The following is a 14,603-nucleotide window of genomic DNA, read 5'->3' on the forward strand; positions in this document are numbered from 1 at the left end:
CCCCTCCCCGCCTCAACCGGCCGCTACGTCCGTCGGGTTGTCGGCCGCATCACCGCGACCGACCTTTCGCAGGGGAACGTAGCAGCGGCTGCCGGGGCTGGGAAGAAGTCACGCACAGATTGCCGCCAACTTTCTCCACTGACAGGACAAAGGGTCTCGCGGCGGTACGCCGGACCACCCCGCGCCGCGGGGCACGTGGACGAGGATCCGGAGAGGGTACGGGGCTTCCCGGACGGGCGACGGCGGGCGACGACGGCCGGCGGCGAACTGCGGTTACGGCGTCACCGATGTCCGCCCGCCACCCGCGCCTCGGTCACTTCTCCCGCTCGTGGTACGTCTTCCGCGTGTGCTCCGTGTGGGCCCGCATGACCTCCGTGGCCCTCTGTTCGTCGCGGTCCGAGATCGCCGTGATGAGGTCGCGGTGTTCGATCCAGGACTGGTGGCCGCGCCGGCGGGCGACGGGGGTGTAGTACCAGCGGACGCGACGGTCGACCTGGGCGGCGAGTTCGGCGAGGACGGTGTTGCCGGCCAGCTCCATGACCTTGGCGTGGAAGCGGGCGTTGAGGGCGACGGCCGCGTCGACGTCGTCGGCCTCGACGGCTCGCTCGCCCTCCGCGCAGAGTTCCTCCAGGGCCGCGATGCCCGCCGTACCGGCGTTCGCCGCGGCGAGGCGGGCGGCCTCGGCCTCCAACAGGGTGCGGACCGTGAGGAGTTGGTCGGCCTCCGCCTCCGTCGGCTCGTGCACGAACGCGCCCTGCGCGGGCCGGAGATCGACCCACCCCTCGGTGTTGAGGCGTTGCAGGGCCTCGCGGACGGGCTGCCGGGACACCCCGAGGTGCCCGGCGAGTTCGCTCTCGACGAGGTGCTGGCCGGGGCGCAGCGCGCGTGTGGTGATGAGTTCGAGCAGGGCCTCGTAGACACGGTCGCGCAGCGGACCGGGGCGTTCGAGCTTGGGCACGGCCCCTTGCGGAAGTCCTGTGGACAACATCGGGTCCCCCTCCAGAGCACCACTGGATGTACTGCACACGGAAAGTCGACGGCCCGCACTGGAAAGAACAGGAAGAACGGGAAGAACGGGAAGAACGGGAATTCCCAAGTCACAGCCAGTATGGATTGTCTTTCGTCTACAGTCTACGGCCCACAAGGGCCAGCCCGATGGAGGGTCGGACTCGTCACATCGCCGTCACCGCGTCACGACCGCCCAGCTCAGGGGCAGCGGACGACCTGTCCCGCGTACGAGAGGTTGCCGCCGAAGCCGAACAGCAGCACGGGGTCGCCGGAGGAGATCTCACCGCGTTCGACGAGTTTGGAGAAGGCGAGGGGGATGCTGGCGGCCGAGGTGTTGCCGGAGTGGACGACGTCCCGGGCGACGACGGCGTTCACCGCGCCGATCTTCTCGGCGAGGGGCTCGATGATGCGCAGATTGGCCTGGTGGAGCACGACCGCGGCGAGGTCGGCGGGCACGAGCCCGGCCTTCTCGCAGGCGGCACGGGCGAGGGGCGGCAGCTTGGTGGTGGCCCAGCGGTAGACGCTCTGCCCCTCCTGCGCGAAGCGGGCGGGCGTGCCCTCGATCCGTACGGCGTTGCCCATCTCGGGCACCGACCCCCACAGCACCGGCCCGATGCCGGGCTCCTCCGCCGCCTCGACGACGGCCGCGCCCGCCCCGTCCCCGACGAGGACACAGGTCGTGCGGTCGGTCCAGTCGGCGACCTCGGACATCTTGTCGGCGCCGATGACGAGCGCCCGGGTGGCGGCGCCCGCGCGCACGGCGTGGTCGGCGGTGGCGAGGGCGTGGGTGAACCCGGCGCAGACGACGTTGACGTCCATGGCGGCCGGGTTCGGGATGGAGAGCCGGTTCGCGACCCTGGCCGCCATGTTCGGGGAGCGGTCGACGGCGGTGGAGGTGGCGACCACGACCAGGTCGATGGCCTCCGGGCCGAGTCCGGCGGCGGCGAGCGCCTTGGCGGCGGCGTGCCCGGCCAGCTCGTCCACCGGCTCGTCGGGTCCCGCGATGTGCCGGGTGCGGATGCCCACGCGGCTCGTGATCCACTCGTCACTGGTGTCGACCAGGCCGGCCAGGTCCTCGTTGGTGAGGACCTTGGCGGGCTGGTAGTGGCCGACGGCGGCGATTCGCGAGCCGTTCATGGGTGGTTCCCCTCGTTGCCTGTGGTCAGCGGGATCCACCAGTCTGATCAGTGACTCACCGGTACGAGGACGGGTGAGGCGACAGTAAAGCGTGGCCCGAGTTGTGGGCTTCTGTCAGAGCCGCGTCGGCTTCCGGAAACGCCGCGAGTCTGTTGCGGTGACCGCTTCGTGAGAAGGCTCACAGAGCGGGAGGGGGACGCGCCTGCGGGTGTGGTGGAGGGTCGGGCCCATGGAGTACTTCTGCTATCACCGCGACCGGCTCGGATCGCTCCCGTTGCGCGAGGAGTTGCTGGAAGCGCACTGGTCCTACATGGACGGGTACGCGAAGGAGCTGATCGCGCGCGGTCCGACCTTCGCCGACGACGGTGAGACCCCCACCGGCAGCGTGCACATCGTCGACCTGCCCGATCCCGCCGCCGCCCGCGCGTTCGCCTTCGACGAGCCCAACTACCAGGCCGGCGCGTACCGGGACGTCCTGCTGCGCCGGTGGCGCAACCTGCTGGGGCGCACCATGGGGGAATTCCCCGGTGGCCGGAGCGGCGGCAACCGGTATCTGGTGCTCGGCCTGGGATCGGGGGAGGCCGCCGACGTCGACGTGCCGTGCGGGCGGGACGATCTGATCGCGTACGGGCCGCTGCTGTCCGACGACGGCGCCACGTGGCTGGGGACGGCGGTGCTGCTCAGGGCCCCGGACCCGGCCACGGCGCGCGCCGTGCTGACCGCGGACCGGTACGCCGACATCGAGGTCCACGACTGGGAGTTCGGCGGACGACGCTGACGGATCGGAGGGCTCCGCTCCCACCCGCACGGGCCGCACCTGGACGCCCCGGCCGGTCAGCGGCTGTCAGCGGCTGCCGGAGATGTTTCTGGCGGGCGCCGGGCCGGAGCCGGGCCGGGGTCTGATGTGGCGCGGTGTGCGGCCCGGCGCCGCGTAGGCGAGGTGCACGAGCCGGGAGTGTTCCTGACGCATGTGCATGAGGGACTCCAGGATGTACCCGACGAGCAGGACGAGCACCGCGATCGTCATGATCGCGGCGGCGAGGATCGCCGTGGGGATGCGCGGCACGGTGCCCGTGCGGACGAAGTCGGCGATGACGGGGACGCCGAGGACGACCGAGACGAGGGCGAGGAGTCCCGCGACGACGGCGTGGACGAGCGAAGGCCGCTCGCGCCGCGCGAGATCGAGGATGACCCGCAGGATGCGCCAGCCGTCCCGGAAGGTGTGCAGCTTGCTCTCGCTCCCGGCGGGCCTGACCCGGTAGTCCACCTCCACCTCGGCCGTGGGGAGCCGGAGGTGGAGTGCGTGGACGGTCATCTCGGTCTCGGTCTCGAACTGGCGGGCCAGTGCCGGGAAGGACTTGACGAAGCGGCGCGAGAAGACGCGGTAGCCGCTCAGCATGTCGGTCACGTCGTTGCCGAACAGGAACCGCACCGCGCCCGTGAGCAGCCTGTTGCCGGTCGCGTGCCCCGCCCGGTAGGCGGCGCTGACCGTTTCGCGGCGGGCGCCGACCACCTGGTCGTACGGTCCTTCGAAGAGCAGGTTGACCAGGTCGCGCGCCCGGGACGCGTCGTAGGTGTCGTCACCGTCGATGATGAGCAGGGCGTCGGCGTCGACATCGGCGAAGGCACGCCGGATGACGTTGCCCTTCCCCTTGCGCGGTTCCTCCCGGACGATCGCGCCCGCCGCACGGGCGACCTCGACCGTGCGGTCGGTCGAGGCGTTGTCGTACACGTAGATGTCGGCCTCGGGCAGTGCCATCCTCAGGTCGCGCACCACCTTGCCGACGGCGGCCTCCTCGTTGTGGCACGGCACGACACACGCGATCGTCGGTTGCACGGCCGCTCCTTACCTGACCCAGTGTCGGATTACGATACGAAATAATGCGTTATGGGCGCGTCCGGGTGGTCGGGACGCGCCGGGTCGTTACTCTCGCCGTGTGCTGGTCCTCGTATCCATGGCGCTGCGTGTGCGTGACGCCGTCCGGGGCGTCTGGCGCGAGGCCGCCAAGTTCGGGGTCGTCGGGGCGCTGGCCTTCGTGGTGGACAACGGCGGCTACAACCTGCTGGTGTTCGGTCTTCCCGGCGGCACGGAGGGCGGGGTGATGCGGGCCGCGCCCGTGCGGGCCTCCGTCGTCGCGACAGCCGCCGCGGCGCTCTTCAGCTGGGCGGGGAACCGCTACTGGACCTACCGCCACCAGCATCGCGAGAACATGACGCAGGAACTGGCCCTGTTCCTGTTCGTGAACGTGGTCGGTGTCGCCATCACCGCGGGCACGGTCTTCGCCTCGCGGCATCTGCTCGGGCTGGAATCGATGGGCAGCGACAACGCCGCCCGCGTCCTCGGCTGGGTCCTCGCCACTCTGTTCCGCTTCGTCACCTACCGGCGCTACGTCTTCGTCGCGCCCTGATCCGTTCGGTCCGGTCGGCGCTGTTAGCATCCGCCACATGGGACAAAACACCCTCATTTCAGGCGAAAGGCGCTGGAACTGGTGGCTGGCCGCTGTCGCCGCGGCGTGTTGCGTGACCACGATCGTCGTCTTCATCCCCGGGTACATGAGTCCCGACAGCATCGACCAGCTCCAACAGGCCATGGGCAGGACGCCCCTGACCGACTGGCATCCGCCGGTGCTGAGCCTGGTGTGGCGCGCGCTCATCGCCGTCACCGGCACGCCCGCGGCCATGGCCGCTCTCCAGTCCCTCGTCCTGTGGGGAGCGCTGTGGGTACTCGCCCGGTGCGTCTGGGAGCTGACCGCGAGCCGTGCCGGTTCGCTCGCCGTTCTCGGCCTCGGGCTGACTCCCCCCGTGCTGACGTTCGTCGGCGTGGTGTGGAAGGACGTCCACGCGGCCTGCGCGCTGCTGGCGGCCTGCGCGGTGTCGTTCATCGGGCTGCGACTGCGGGACCGCGGCCTCTCCGCCAGGACGCGCTGGGGTCTGCTCTGGCTGGGCGTGCTCTTCCTCTCCTACGCGGTGCTCGTGCGCAAGAACGCGTTCCTCGCCGCGATCCCGATGTTCGTCCTGCTCGTCCTCGCGCTGTGGCGCTCCCCGGGGCGCCGCACCTGGGCCGCGTGCACGGCGGCGCTCGTGGCCGCCGTCGTCCTGCCCGCCGCCGCGATCTCCTTGATCGCACGGCCCGTACAGACGGATCAGGGCGCGCAGATCATGCTCGACGACCTGCTCCACGTCCTGACCGTGGAGGACCTGCGGTCGGCCGATGTCCGGCCGGACCTGCGGGACCGTCTGGTGGCCGCCGCCGGGGAATGCGAGCGCGTCGGCGCCCTGTCGGACACCTACTGGGCCTGCTACCAACGCCCGGCGGACGGATTGACCGGGGACGCGGACGAGCTCACGTCCCTGTGGCTGCGCGAGATGCGCGGACACGCCTCCGGATATCTCCAGTACCGGCTGCGGGTGTTCACCGCCCTGCTCTTCGAGACCGGCTACCCGTACCAGCCGGGGGTCTTCGCCAACGACCTCGGCATCGAGGTGGCCCGTCCCCGGCTGGAGGCCACCCTCGCCTCGTACGTCAACGGCGCGGCCACCGATCTGAAGCCGCTGTTCCGGGGATGGTTCTGGGTGGCCGTCGCGCTCGTCCTGGCGGTCCGCCCGGGCCGGGGGACGTTCTCCCTGCCGATCCGGGCCCTGGGCATCAGCTCGTTGGCCTACGTGCTCGGCTACCTGCCCATCGTGCCGGCGACGAACTACCGCTACGTCTACTGGCCCGCGCTCGCCTGCGCGCTCGGTCTCGTCCTGCTGTGGCTGGACCGCGGCAGACCGGGCCGGACCACGGCCGGTTCCGGCGTCCAGCGCGGCAGCGCCGCCGTCACCGTCCCCAGCGCCGTGACGGCACATCAGCCGACTCCCCCCGAGGACCGGCCTCCGACGTGACGACCTCTCCACCGAGTGTGCGGGGTGGGCGACGCCGTCCGCCCGGCCCTCCTCGCCGCGCTGTTCCGATACCGGGGCCGGGCCCCGGTATCGGAACAGCGCGGTCGGAGCAGGGGTGCGCGCCGCCCCGCCTCAGCCGGTGAACAGCTGCGTCGCCTTCCGTACGAGTTCGTACAGGCCGTAGACGAGCGGTACGCCCACCCAGATCCACGCGAAGACGATCAGGGGGCGCCGGTCAGGCGGATTCGGACTGCTGTCGCTGGACGACATCGGCGGCCTCCCTCGGGGCGGGGATGTGGAAGCGGGGGTGGACGGGCCGGACCAGCTCGTTGGCGACGAAGCCGACCACGAGCAGCCCGATCATGATGAAGAAGGACATGCCGTAGAGGTCGGAGCCGGACTTGCCCGCCTCCTCCTGCCGGTCGGCGATCCAGTTGACGATCAGCGGTCCGAGGACACCGGCCGTGGACCAGGCGGTGAGCAGCCGGCCGTGGATGGCGCCGACCTGGTAGGTGCCGAAGAGGTCCTTCAGATAGGCCGGGATGGTGGCGAAGCCACCGCCGTAGAAGGACAGGATCACCAGGGCGCAGACGATGAACAGCGGCTTGGAGGCGTCGCCGAACTGCGCGATCATCAGATACATCAGGGCGCCGACGCCGAGGTAGACGCGGTAGATGTTCTTGCGTCCGATGAGGTCGGACGTCGAGGACCAGACGATACGGCCGGTCATGTTGGCCGCGGAGAGCAGCGCGACGAACCCGGCGGCCGCGGTGACGGTGACCGGGGTGGAGGAGTCGGCGAAGAAGTCCGTGATCATCGGGGCGGCCTTCTCCAGGATGCCGATGCCCGCGGACACGTTCATGCAGAGGATGACCCACAGGCACCAGAACTGCGGGGTGCGGATGGCGTTGCGGGCCGATACCTGCGGGCCCGCGAGGGCGCTCGGTCCACTGTCGACCGGCCTCTCCGTGCGCGGCACCCGGACCAGCAGCACGCCGAGCAGCATGAACACGGCGTACGACAGGCCGTGCACCAGGAAGGCGAGGGCGATGCCGGAGGAGTCGGAGCCGAAGGACTCCAGCATCTGGGCGGACCAGGGCGAGGCGATCAGCGCGCCGCCGCCGAAGCCCATGATCGCGATGCCGGTGGCCATGCCGGGCCGGTCCGGGAACCATTTGATCAGGGTCGAGACGGGCGAGATGTAGCCGATGCCGAGGCCGATGCCGCCGACGAAGCCGTAGCCGAAGACGATCAGCCAGTACTGCTCGGTCGCCGCGCCGAGGGAGGCGAGCAGGAAGCCGGAGGAGAAGCAGATCAGCGCCACCGTCATCGCCCAGCGCGGCCCGTTGCGCTCGACGAGGGTGCCGCCGAACGCGGCGGACAGGCCCAGCATGACGATGCCCAGCTGGAAGGGCAGGGCGCTCTGGGTGCCGCTGAGGCCCAGCGCGGATTCGAGCGGCGGCTTGAAGACGCTCCAGGCGTAGGCCTGCCCGATGGAGAGATGTACGGAGAGTGCGGCCGGGGGGACGAGCCAGCGGCTCCAGCCCGGAGGTGCGACGGGGGGACTCATGATCCCGGACGGTAGGCAGTGGCACGGGAGTTGAGAAGGCGGCACGTCGACCGTATGCGATGAACGGTATCCACCGCGCGCCGAACGGTCGCTTCCCGGCCGGGCTCGTCTTCGCGTACCGGCCACCTTCATGTCCGAGTAATGCCTTGCCCGGTCGTTGCGCGAAGTCTTGTCGGCCCAACTTCCATACTGTAGACAATATTTCGTCGACAGAGTTCGAACAGAGCGTCATCTCCGCGGTATCCCTCGACCGAACGGAGCTCCCTCACCATGAAAGTCGCAGTTCTCGGCGCCGGTGCGATCGGCGCCTACGTCGGCGCCGCGCTCCACCGCGCCGGCGCGGACACGCATCTCGTCGCCCGTGGACCGCATCTCGCGGCCATGAGGCAGGACGGGGTGCGCGTGCTCAGCTCGCGCGGGGACTTCACCGCCCGCGCCCACGCCACCGACGACCCGGCCGAGATCGGCCCGGTCGACTTCGTGTTCCTGGGCCTCAAGGCCCACTCGTACGCGGCGTGCGGGCCGCTGATCGAGCCCCTGCTGCACGGCACCACGGCGGTGATCGCCGCCCAGAACGGCATCCCCTGGTGGTACTTCCACCGGCACGGCGGCCCGCACGACGGCCACCGCGTCGAGAGCGTGGACCCCGGCGGCGCGGTCAGTGCGGTGCTCGCGCCGGAACGGGCCATCGGCTGTGTCGTCTACGCGGCCACCGAACTCGCAGGACCGGGCGTCGTACGGCACCTGGAAGGCACCCGCTTCTCCGTCGGCGAACCCGACCGTACGGTCTCGGCGCGCTGTCGGGCGTTCAGCGAAGCCATGGTGGCGGGTGGCCTGAAGTGTCCGGTGGAGCCCGACATCCGGGGCGACGTCTGGATCAAGCTGCTCGGCAACATCTCGTTCAACCCGATCAGCGCCCTGGCCCGCGCGACCATGCGGCAGATGTGTCTGCACGGCGGCACCCGCAAGGTCATCGAGACGATGATGGCCGAGACGCTGGCCGTCGCCGAGGCCCTCGGCTGCGAGGTCGGGGTCTCCATCGAACGACGGATGGCCGGCGCGGAACGCGTCGGCGACCACCGCACCTCCACGCTCCAGGACCTGGAGCGCGGCAAACCGCTGGAACTCGACGTCCTGCTGGCCGCCGTCGTCGAACTGGCGGACATCACGGGTGTCGACGTGCCCACACTCCGCACCGTCCACGCCATCTCCGACCTGCTCGCGCTGAGGAGCGCCGCGTGAAGAACCGGCAGAAACGGCAACCGAAGACCTATACCCGGCTCACCCATCCACTCGTCCGCGACTCCCGCGACGAGCCCTTCCGCCAGGCGAGCTGGGAGGAGGCACTGGAGCGGGCCGCCCACGGCTTCGAACGCAACCGCGGCGCGTTCGGCATGTTCTCCTGCGCCCGCGCCACCAACGAGATGAACTACGTGGCGCAGAAGTTCGCCCGCGTGGTCATGGGCACCAACAACGTCGACTCCTGCAACCGCACCTGTCACGCGCCGAGCGTGGCCGGCCTGTCGGCCGCCTTCGGCTCCGGCGGCGGCACCTCCTCCTACCAGGAGATCGAACACACCGACGTCATCGTGATGTGGGGCTCCAACGCCCGCTTCGCACACCCGATCTTCTTCCAGCACGTGCTGAAGGGCATCCGGGGCGGCGCCCGGATGTACGCCGTCGACCCCAGGCGCACGTCCACCGCCGAGTGGGCGGAGAGCTGGCTGGGCCTGAACGTCGGTACCGACATCCCGATGGCCCACGCGATCGGCCGCGAGATCATCCACGCGGGCCTCGCCAACGAGGCGTTCATCGAGCGGGCCACCACCGGCTTCGAGGAGTACCGGGCGCTCGTCGAACCCTGGACGCTCTCCCTCGCGGAGAAGGTCACGGGCGTACCGGCCGCCGCCATCAGGGAGTTGGCGCACGCCTACGCCCGCGCCGAGCGTGCCCAGCTGTGCTGGACGCTCGGCATCACCGAGCACCACAACGGCACGGACAACGTCCGCGCGCTGATCAACCTCTCGCTGCTGACCGGGCATGTGGGCCGGTACGCCTCCGGGTTGCAGCCCCTGCGCGGCCAGAACAACGTGCAGGGCGGCGGCGACATGGGCGCCATCCCCAACCGGCTGCCCGGCTTCCAGGACATCCTCGACACCGAATCCCGGCTGAGGTTCGAGTCGGCGTGGGACACCGTCATCCAGCCGCACTACGGGCTGAACCTGACGGAGATGTTCGAGGCCATGGAGGAGGGCTCGCTGAAGGCCGTGTACTGCATCGGGGAGAACCCGGCGCAGTCCGAGGCCGACAGCGAGCAGGCCGTACGGCGCCTGAGGGAGCTGGACTTCCTCGTCGTCCAGGACATCTTCCTCACGAGGACGGCCGAGTTGGCCGATGTCGTGCTGCCCGCGACCGCAGGGTGGGCGGAGACGGACGGCACGACCACCAACAGCGAACGCCGGGTCCAGCGGGTGCGCCGGGCGGTCACCCCGCCCGGGGAGGCCCGGGAGGACATCGACATCATCTGCGACCTCGCCGCACGGCTGGGGCACGAGTGGAAGTACGCCGACGCGGAGGCCGTCTGGAACGAGCTGCGGTCGGTGTCGCCGGACCACTACGGCATGACGTACGAGCGGCTGGCGGAGCACCAGGGCATCCAGTGGCCCTGCCCGGACACCGACGGCCTCGAACCGAGCTATCTGCACGGGCGGTTGTGGGATCCGGATCCGGCGAAACGGGGCAGGCTCGCGCCGTTCGGGATCGTGCGGCACGATCCGCCCGTCGATCTGACGGATGATCGGTTCCCCATCCGGCTCACCACCGGGCGGCGGCTCGACTCGTACAACACCGGTGTGCAGAGCGGCGGTTACGCCTCCCCGCTGCGGCGCGGCGAGTACATCGAGCTGTGCCCGGAGGACGCCGAGCGCTACGGGGTCGTGGTGGGCGAGGAGGTCCAGGTCACCTCGCGGCGCGGGTCGGTGGTGGCGCCGGTGTGGATCGACCTCGGGCTGCGGCCGGGCCTCGCCTTCATGACCATGCACTTTCCCGACGAGGTGGACACCAACCAGCTGACGATCGAGGCCAACTGCCCGATCGCGGGGACGGCGGAGTTCAAGGCCTCGGCGATCCGGATCGAGAAGCTGCCCGTCGCGACCATCGTGAGGTGACGACAAGTGGACCTGCACTTCGGCGACAGCAAGCCCACGGACGAGGAGAAGGCGGCGGTCGACGCGCTGCTCGGGCCGCCGGAGTCCTCCTGGGAGGGCGCGGACCGTTCCGATGCCGACCTGCGGTGGGCGCGGGGCGGCCGGGAGGCCCGGGAGCGCCGTGACCTGCTGTTGCCGGGGCTGCACGCCGTCAACGACCGGATCGGCTGGATCAGCGAGGGCGCGCTGCACTACCTCTGCCGACGGCTGACCGTGCCGCCCGCGGAGGCGTACGGCGTGGCCACGTTCTACGCGATGTTCTCGGTCGGGCCACGCCCCGCGACCGTGCTGCACGTCTGCACGGACCTGGCGTGCGCGGCGGCCGGGGCCGCAGAGCTGTGCGCCGGGACCGAGGCCCGCCTCGGCCCCGGCAGCGGGGCGAGCGTGCAGCGGAGCCCGTGCCTCGGGCTGTGCGAGCGCGCGCCGGCCGCCCTCGCGATCAGGGCCGGGGACCCGGTGCGTACCGCCGTGGCGGCGCCGGCGACCGTCGAGGCGGCCGTCCTCGCGGCGAGCGCGCCCGACTCGGCGGACGAGGAACCACCGGCGGCCATGGCGGTTCCCCAGGCCGGGGACCCGTCGTTGACCCTGCTGGGCCGGGTCGGCGTCGTCGATCCGGCCTCGCTCGACGACTACCGGGCCCACGGCGGCTACACGGCCCTGCGCCGGGCCTTCGAACTCGGGCCCGCCGGGGTCATCCGCGAGGTCACCGACTCCGGCCTGGTCGGGCGGGGCGGCGCCGCCTTCCCCACCGGCCGGAAGTGGCAGGCCACGGCGTCGCAGCCCGACCGTCCGCACTACCTCGTCTGCAACGCGGACGAGTCCGAGCCGGGCACCTTCAAGGACCGGGTGCTCATGGAGGGCGATCCCTTCTCCCTGATCGAGGCGATGACGATCGCGGGGTACGCGACCGGCGCGCACCAGGGCTACCTGTATCTGCGGGGCGAGTACCCACGGGCCCTGCGCCGACTGGAGCACGCCCTCGCCCAGGCCCGTGCCCGGGGCCTGCTCGGCGACGACGTCCTCGGGCAGGGCTACGCCTTCGACATCGAGATCCGCCGGGGCGCGGGCGCCTACATCTGCGGCGAGGAGACGGCGCTGTTCAACTCCATCGAGGGGTACCGGGGCGAACCGCGCTCCAAGCCGCCGTTCCCGGTCGAGAAGGGCCTGTTCGGCAAGCCGACAGTGGAGAACAACGTCGAGACGCTCGTCAACGTGCTGCCGATCCTCACCATGGGCGCCCCGGCGTACGCGGCGATCGGCACCGGCCGCTCCACCGGGCCGAAGCTGTTCTGCGTCTCGGGCAGCGTGGACCGGCCCGGCGTCTACGAACTGCCCTTCGGGGCCACCCTCGGCGACCTGCTGACGCTCGCCGGGGTACGAGGCCGTCTCAGGGCCGTCCTCCTCGGCGGCGCGGCCGGTGGTTTCGTACGCCCCGACGAGCTGGGCATCCCGCTCACCTTCGAGGGGACGCGGGAGGCGGGCACCACGCTCGGCTCGGGGGTGGTGATGGCCTTCGACGACACGGTCCCGCTGCCTCGGCTGCTGCTGCGGATCGCGGAGTTCTTCCGCGACGAGTCCTGCGGGCAGTGCGTGCCCTGCCGGGTCGGGACCGTACGGCAGGAGGAGGCGCTGCACCGGATCGCCGAGCGGACCGGGGCGGCCGCGGCCGACGACATCGCCCTGCTCAGGGAGGTCGGCCGCGCCATGCGGGACGCCTCCATCTGCGGTCTCGGGCAGACCGCGTGGAACGCCGTGGAATCCGCCATCGACCGTCTGGGGGCGTACGAATGACCGTGATCCCGCTGGGAGTGCCGCGTCGTCTGCTGGAGTTCACCCTCGACGGGGAGCCGGTGCGGGCGCCCGAGGGCTCGACGATCCTGGACGCCTGCCGGGCCGTCGGCAAGGACGTGCCCACCCTCTGCGAGGGCGACACCCTCACCCCGAAGAACGCCTGCCGGGTCTGTGTCGTCGAGGTCGAGGGCGCCAGGACCCTCGTCCCGGCCTGCTCCCGCAAGGCCGAGTCCGGAATGGAGGTGCGGACGGACACCGAGCGGGCCCGGCACAGCCGCAAGATCGTGCTGGAACTCCTCGCGTCGTCGGTCGATCTCTCGACGACCCCGAAGGTCGCCGGGTGGATCAAGGAGTACGAGGCGAAACCGGACCGCTTCGGCCCGGACGCGGCCCGGCTGAACGAGGAGCCGAAGGTCGACAACGAGCTGTACGTCCGGGACTACGACAAATGCATCCTGTGTTACAAGTGCGTGGACGCCTGTGGGGAGCAGTGGCAGAACACGTTCGCGATCTCCGTCGCGGGCCGGGGCTTCGACGCCCGGATCGCCGTGGAGCACGACGCCCCGCTCACCGACTCGGCCTGTGTGTACTGCGGCAACTGCATCGAGGTGTGCCCCACGGGCGCGCTGTCCTTCAAGTCGGAGTTCGACATGCGGGCGGCGGGCACCTGGGACGAGGCGGCGCAGACGGAGACGACCACGGTGTGCGCGTACTGCGGTGTGGGCTGCAACCTCACACTCCATGTGCAGGACAATGAGATCGTGAAGGTCACCTCGCCGCACGACAACCCGGTGACCCACGGCAACCTCTGCATCAAGGGCCGATTCGGCTACCAGCACGTACAGAACCGGGACTGAGACACGACATGGGACGAGTCACGGAACGACGCAAGGTGATCCGCATCCGGGACGGCGCGGTCTCCACCCGCCCGGACACGCTCGTCGCCGAGGAACCGATGGAGATCCGGCTGAACGGCAAGCCGCTCGCGATCACCATGCGCACCCCGGGCGACGACTTCGCCCTGGCGGCGGGGTTCCTGGTCAGCGAGGGGGTGCTCGCCGAGCGGTCGGACCTGCAGAACATCGTGTACTGCGCGGGGGCTACGGCGGACGGGGCGAACACGTACAACGTGGTGGACGTGAGGACCGCGCCCGGGGTCGTCGTCCCCGACATCACCCTCGAACGCAACGTGTACACGACCTCGTCCTGCGGGCTGTGCGGCAAGGCGTCGCTGGACGCCGTCCGGACCACCGCCCGGTGGGCCGTCGACGACACCCACGGCGGTGACACTCCCCCGGTCCGGCTCGACCCCGAACTCCTCGCGGGCCTCCCCGACCGGCTCCGCGCGGCCCAGCGGGTCTTCGACCGGACCGGGGGTCTGCACGCGGCGGCCCTGTTCAGCGAGGCCGGCGAGCTGCTCGACATACGGGAGGACGTCGGGCGGCACAACGCGGTGGACAAGCTGGTGGGGCGGGCCCTGCAGAGCGGGGAGCTGCCGTTGTCCCGGGCGGTGCTGCTGGTGTCGGGGCGGGCCTCGTTCGAGCTGGCGCAGAAGGCGGTGATGGCCGGGATCCCGGTGCTGGCCGCGGTGTCGGCGCCGTCGTCCCTCGCGGTGGACCTGGCGGTGGAGTCCGGGTTGACCCTGGTGGGCTTCCTGCGGGGCGCCTCCATGAACGTGTACGCGGGCGAGCACCGTATCGCTCTGCGGGCCGCGGCCGGAGTCGACCAGGGCGGCTGAGCGGCGCTCCCCGCGACACGGCGGCGGGGCCCCTGGCGGCGGGGAGCGCCCCCTGCGCCCCGGGGGCCCCGCCTTTGCCGCACTTTCGGCACTGAGAAACCCCGGGAGCGACCCACCCCGGCAAGGCGCGGGGAACTGCGCGAGAAGCCCCACCGGACCCGCACCCGCCGACGCACCCCCCACCCCCCACCCCCTGACGCGAATCGCGCCCACCCACCCGCACGGTTCTTGTGAGCCCCAGAACCCCCAAGTACCGTCATGGCCGCAC

Annotated in this window: 13 protein-coding genes; 8 read left to right on the top strand and 5 right to left on the bottom strand. The window is 71.0% G+C overall.

The genetic code is table 11. The features are described 5' to 3' along the window. Window positions 1-313: 313 nt before the first annotated feature. Window positions 314-988, bottom strand: coding sequence for a GntR family transcriptional regulator (locus K1J60_RS07230; RefSeq protein WP_220645450.1), 675 nt, complete (start codon window positions 986-988; stop codon window positions 314-316). 218 nt (window positions 989-1,206) lie between these two features. Then, entirely contained in the window at window positions 1,207-2,145 is a 939-nt protein-coding gene (locus tag K1J60_RS07235; protein ID WP_033529733.1) for a beta-ketoacyl-ACP synthase III, read from the bottom strand. A gap of 229 nt (window positions 2,146-2,374) precedes the next feature. On the opposite strand from K1J60_RS07235, the gene K1J60_RS07240 reads away from it, so the two are divergent. Next, entirely contained in the window at window positions 2,375-2,923 is a 549-nt protein-coding gene (locus K1J60_RS07240) for a YciI family protein (RefSeq protein WP_220645451.1), read from the top strand. 66 nt (window positions 2,924-2,989) lie between these two features. On the opposite strand, the gene K1J60_RS07245 is transcribed toward K1J60_RS07240, so the two are convergent. Then, entirely contained in the window at window positions 2,990-3,982 is a 993-nt protein-coding gene (locus tag K1J60_RS07245; RefSeq protein WP_220645452.1) for a glycosyltransferase family 2 protein, read from the bottom strand. A 100-nt stretch (window positions 3,983-4,082) separates the two neighbouring features. Here K1J60_RS07245 and K1J60_RS07250 point away from each other — a divergent pair, with 100 nt between their 5' ends. Together K1J60_RS07250 and K1J60_RS07255 are read left to right on the top strand one after the other, a co-directional pair. Further along, window positions 4,083-4,553 (top strand): GtrA family protein, encoded by a 471-nt coding sequence (locus tag K1J60_RS07250; protein WP_259407602.1) that lies wholly within the window; start codon window positions 4,083-4,085, stop codon window positions 4,551-4,553. 37 nt (window positions 4,554-4,590) lie between these two features. Next, complete coding sequence (locus K1J60_RS07255; protein WP_220645453.1) at window positions 4,591-6,030, top strand: hypothetical protein; 1,440 nt, start codon at window positions 4,591-4,593, stop codon at window positions 6,028-6,030. Window positions 6,031-6,162: 132 nt separating this feature from the next. Here K1J60_RS07255 and K1J60_RS07260 read toward each other — a convergent pair whose 3' ends face one another. Together K1J60_RS07260 and K1J60_RS07265 are read right to left on the bottom strand one after the other, a co-directional pair. Next, window positions 6,163-6,300 (bottom strand): MFS transporter small subunit, encoded by a 138-nt coding sequence (locus K1J60_RS07260; RefSeq protein ID WP_192829759.1) that lies wholly within the window; start codon window positions 6,298-6,300, stop codon window positions 6,163-6,165. Continuing rightward, window positions 6,266-7,600, bottom strand: coding sequence for an OFA family MFS transporter (locus tag K1J60_RS07265; RefSeq protein WP_220645454.1), 1,335 nt, complete (start codon window positions 7,598-7,600; stop codon window positions 6,266-6,268). Before K1J60_RS07265 ends, K1J60_RS07260 begins: the two co-directional genes overlap by 35 nt. A 270-nt stretch (window positions 7,601-7,870) precedes the next feature. Between K1J60_RS07265 and K1J60_RS07270 the strand changes: the two genes are divergently transcribed. Genes K1J60_RS07270 through fdhD form a run of 5 tightly spaced genes read left to right on the top strand, consistent with a single transcriptional unit; the run spans window position 7,871 to window position 14,335 of the window. Continuing rightward, window positions 7,871-8,842, top strand: a complete 972-nt coding sequence (locus tag K1J60_RS07270; protein WP_220645455.1) for a 2-dehydropantoate 2-reductase — start codon at window positions 7,871-7,873, stop codon at window positions 8,840-8,842. Beyond that, the gene (locus K1J60_RS07275; RefSeq protein WP_220645456.1) at window positions 8,839-10,767 is read left to right on the top strand and encodes a molybdopterin oxidoreductase family protein; all 1,929 of its coding nucleotides are present in this window, start codon (window positions 8,839-8,841) and stop codon (window positions 10,765-10,767) included. Before K1J60_RS07270 ends, K1J60_RS07275 begins: the two co-directional genes overlap by 4 nt. Window positions 10,768-10,773: 6 nt before the next feature. Further along, window positions 10,774-12,597 (top strand): NADH-ubiquinone oxidoreductase-F iron-sulfur binding region domain-containing protein, encoded by a 1,824-nt coding sequence (locus K1J60_RS07280; RefSeq protein WP_220645457.1) that lies wholly within the window; start codon window positions 10,774-10,776, stop codon window positions 12,595-12,597. After that, window positions 12,594-13,454: a 2Fe-2S iron-sulfur cluster-binding protein gene (locus K1J60_RS07285; protein WP_220645458.1), complete on the top strand. Its 861-nt coding sequence runs from the start codon at window positions 12,594-12,596 to the stop codon at window positions 13,452-13,454. Before K1J60_RS07280 ends, K1J60_RS07285 begins: the two co-directional genes overlap by 4 nt. A gap of 8 nt (window positions 13,455-13,462) precedes the next feature. Continuing rightward, entirely contained in the window at window positions 13,463-14,335 is an 873-nt protein-coding gene (fdhD, locus tag K1J60_RS07290) for a formate dehydrogenase accessory sulfurtransferase FdhD (protein WP_220645459.1), read from the top strand. Window positions 14,336-14,603: the final 268 nt, after the last annotated feature.

Origin of the sequence: Streptomyces akebiae, assembly GCF_019599145.1 — a bacterium.
GTDB lineage: Bacteria > Actinomycetota > Actinomycetes > Streptomycetales > Streptomycetaceae > Streptomyces > Streptomyces akebiae.

What these genes read in the sequence shown, in the direction of transcription:
- K1J60_RS07260 (WP_192829759.1), bottom strand. Translation starts at nt 6,300, where the DNA reads ATGTCGTCCAGCGACAGCAGTCCGAATCCGCCTGACCGGCGCCCCCTG.
- K1J60_RS07255 (WP_220645453.1), top strand. Translation starts at nt 4,591, where the DNA reads ATGGGACAAAACACCCTCATTTCAGGCGAAAGGCGCTGGAACTGGTGG.
- K1J60_RS07285 (WP_220645458.1), top strand. Translation starts at nt 12,594, where the DNA reads ATGACCGTGATCCCGCTGGGAGTGCCGCGTCGTCTGCTGGAGTTCACC.
- K1J60_RS07265 (WP_220645454.1), bottom strand. Translation starts at nt 7,600, where the DNA reads ATGAGTCCCCCCGTCGCACCTCCGGGCTGGAGCCGCTGGCTCGTCCCC.
- K1J60_RS07235 (WP_033529733.1), bottom strand. Translation starts at nt 2,145, where the DNA reads ATGAACGGCTCGCGAATCGCCGCCGTCGGCCACTACCAGCCCGCCAAG.
- K1J60_RS07270 (WP_220645455.1), top strand. Translation starts at nt 7,871, where the DNA reads ATGAAAGTCGCAGTTCTCGGCGCCGGTGCGATCGGCGCCTACGTCGGC.
- K1J60_RS07240 (WP_220645451.1), top strand. Translation starts at nt 2,375, where the DNA reads ATGGAGTACTTCTGCTATCACCGCGACCGGCTCGGATCGCTCCCGTTG.
- fdhD (WP_220645459.1), top strand. Translation starts at nt 13,463, where the DNA reads ATGGGACGAGTCACGGAACGACGCAAGGTGATCCGCATCCGGGACGGC.
- K1J60_RS07230 (WP_220645450.1), bottom strand. Translation starts at nt 988, where the DNA reads ATGTTGTCCACAGGACTTCCGCAAGGGGCCGTGCCCAAGCTCGAACGC.